At 65.4% G+C, this 1,920-nt stretch carries 2 protein-coding genes and 1 pseudogene; all 3 read left to right on the forward strand.

Annotated features, from left to right (window positions below; all coding sequences use genetic code 11):
* Positions 1-1,045, forward strand: a pseudogene (locus EN939_RS12210) (signal recognition particle protein); the annotation flags it as partial.
* A 7-nt stretch (positions 1,046-1,052) separates the two neighbouring features.
* Complete coding sequence (locus EN939_RS12215) at positions 1,053-1,379, forward strand: chorismate mutase (RefSeq protein ID WP_023811329.1); 327 nt, start codon at positions 1,053-1,055, stop codon at positions 1,377-1,379.
* A gap of 51 nt (positions 1,380-1,430) precedes the next feature.
* Positions 1,431-1,832, forward strand: a complete 402-nt coding sequence (gene rpsP, locus EN939_RS12220) for a 30S ribosomal protein S16 (RefSeq protein ID WP_013528800.1) — start codon at positions 1,431-1,433, stop codon at positions 1,830-1,832.
* Positions 1,833-1,920: the final 88 nt, after the last annotated feature.

Genomic DNA, 1,920 nt, shown 5'->3' on the forward strand with positions numbered 1-1,920 from the left:
CCGCCGCGCCGTGCAGGCGGCCAAGCTCGGCGGCCACGACATCGTCATCCTCGACACCGCCGGCCGCACCCATATCGACGAGCCGCTGATGGTCGAGATGGCCGACATCAAGAAGGTGTCGAGCCCGCACGAAATCCTGCTGGTCGCCGATTCGCTGACCGGCCAGGACGCAGTCAACCTGGCCAAGAGCTTCGACGAGCGCGTCGGCATCACCGGCCTCGTCCTGACCCGCATGGACGGCGACGGCCGTGGCGGTGCGGCTCTTTCGATGCGCGCCGTCACCGGCAAGCCGATCAAGCTGATCGGCACTGGCGAGAAGATGGACGGGCTGGAGGAATTCCACCCCAAGCGCATCGCCGACCGCATCCTCGGCATGGGCGACATTGTCTCGCTCGTCGAAAAGGCCGCCGAGAACATCGACGCCGAACAGGCGGCGGCGATGGCCAAGAAGATGCAGTCGGGCAAGTTCGACCTGAACGATCTCGCCGGTCAGCTTCAGCAGATGTCGAAGATGGGCGGCATGGGCGGCATCATGGGCATGATGCCCGGCATGGGCAAGATGAAGGACCAGATGGCCGCCGCCGGTCTCGACGACAAGATGTTCGGCCGCCAGCTCGCCATCATCTCGTCGATGACCAAGGCCGAGCGCGCCAATCCCGATTTGCTCAAGCATTCGCGCAAGAAGCGCATCGCCGCCGGTTCCGGCACCGACGCGGCCGAAATCAACAAGCTGCTCAAGATGCACCGCGGCATGGCCGACATGATGAAGGCGATGGGCGGCAAGGGCAAAGGCGGCGGCCTGATGCGCGGCATGATGGGCGGCATGATGGGCGGCGGCATGCCGGACCTGTCGAAGATGGACCCCAAGCAGCTCGAAGCTTTGCAGAAGCAGGCACAGGCAGCCGGCCTCGGCGGCGGCATGAAAGGCCTTCCTGGCGGCGGTGGCCTGCCCAGCGGAATGCCCGGTCTGCCCGGCGGCATGAAACTCCCCGGGCTCCCCGGCCTCGGCGGTGGCGGGCTGCCCGGCCTTGGCAAGAAGAAGTGAGGACGCCATGAACGAAGAGAAGGACATGGCCGACGCCCGCGCTCTCCTGGCCGATTACCGCGCCTCGATCGACAACATCGACGCGGCCCTCATCCACATGCTGGCCGAGCGCTTCCGCTGCACCAAGGCGGTCGGCGTGCTGAAGGCGACGCATGGCCTGCCGCCGGCCGACCCGGCACGCGAGCAGCAGCAGATCGCCCGGCTTCGCCAGCTGGCGAAGGATGCCCATCTCGACCCGGATTTCGCGGAAAAATTCCTCAACTTCGTCGTCCGCGAAGTGATCCGCCACCACGAACAGATCGCCGCTTCCAACGGCGTGATGAAAGCCGGCTGAGAAACCAGCCACCAACCGACCAACCAAATCAGCCTTTTTAGGAGAAAATAAATGCCCTTGAAGATCCGACTGGCCCGTGCGGGCTCGAAGAAGCGTCCTTACTACCACGTCGTCATTGCCGACGCCCGTTCGCCGCGTGACGGCCGGTTCATCGAGTCGATCGGCTCATGGAACCCGCTACTGCCCAAGGACGGCGAACGCGTCAAGGTCGACGCCGACCGCGTCAAGCATTGGCTGGCGCATGGCGCCCAGCCGACCGACCGCGTGCTGCGCTTCCTCGACGAGGCCGGCCTCGTCAAGCGCGACGCCCGTTCCAACCCGAAGAAGGCCGAGCCGGGCAAGAAGGCGCAGGAACGCGCTGCCCTTCTGAAGAAGGCGCAGGAAGATGCCGCTGCTGCTGTTGCGGCCGCCGCCGCTGCACCGGCCGAGGCGGAAGCCGCCACCGCCGAATAATTGCTCTATTCGCATCCAGGAAAACGGCGGGCCATGTGCCCGCCGTTTTCCTGTCCAGTTCTGTCTGTAAGAGCTGCCGATCAATAAC

The sequence above is a fragment of the Mesorhizobium sp. M7A.F.Ca.CA.002.05.1.1 genome, from assembly GCF_003998335.1.
In the GTDB taxonomy this organism is placed as follows: Bacteria; Pseudomonadota; Alphaproteobacteria; order Rhizobiales; family Rhizobiaceae; genus Mesorhizobium.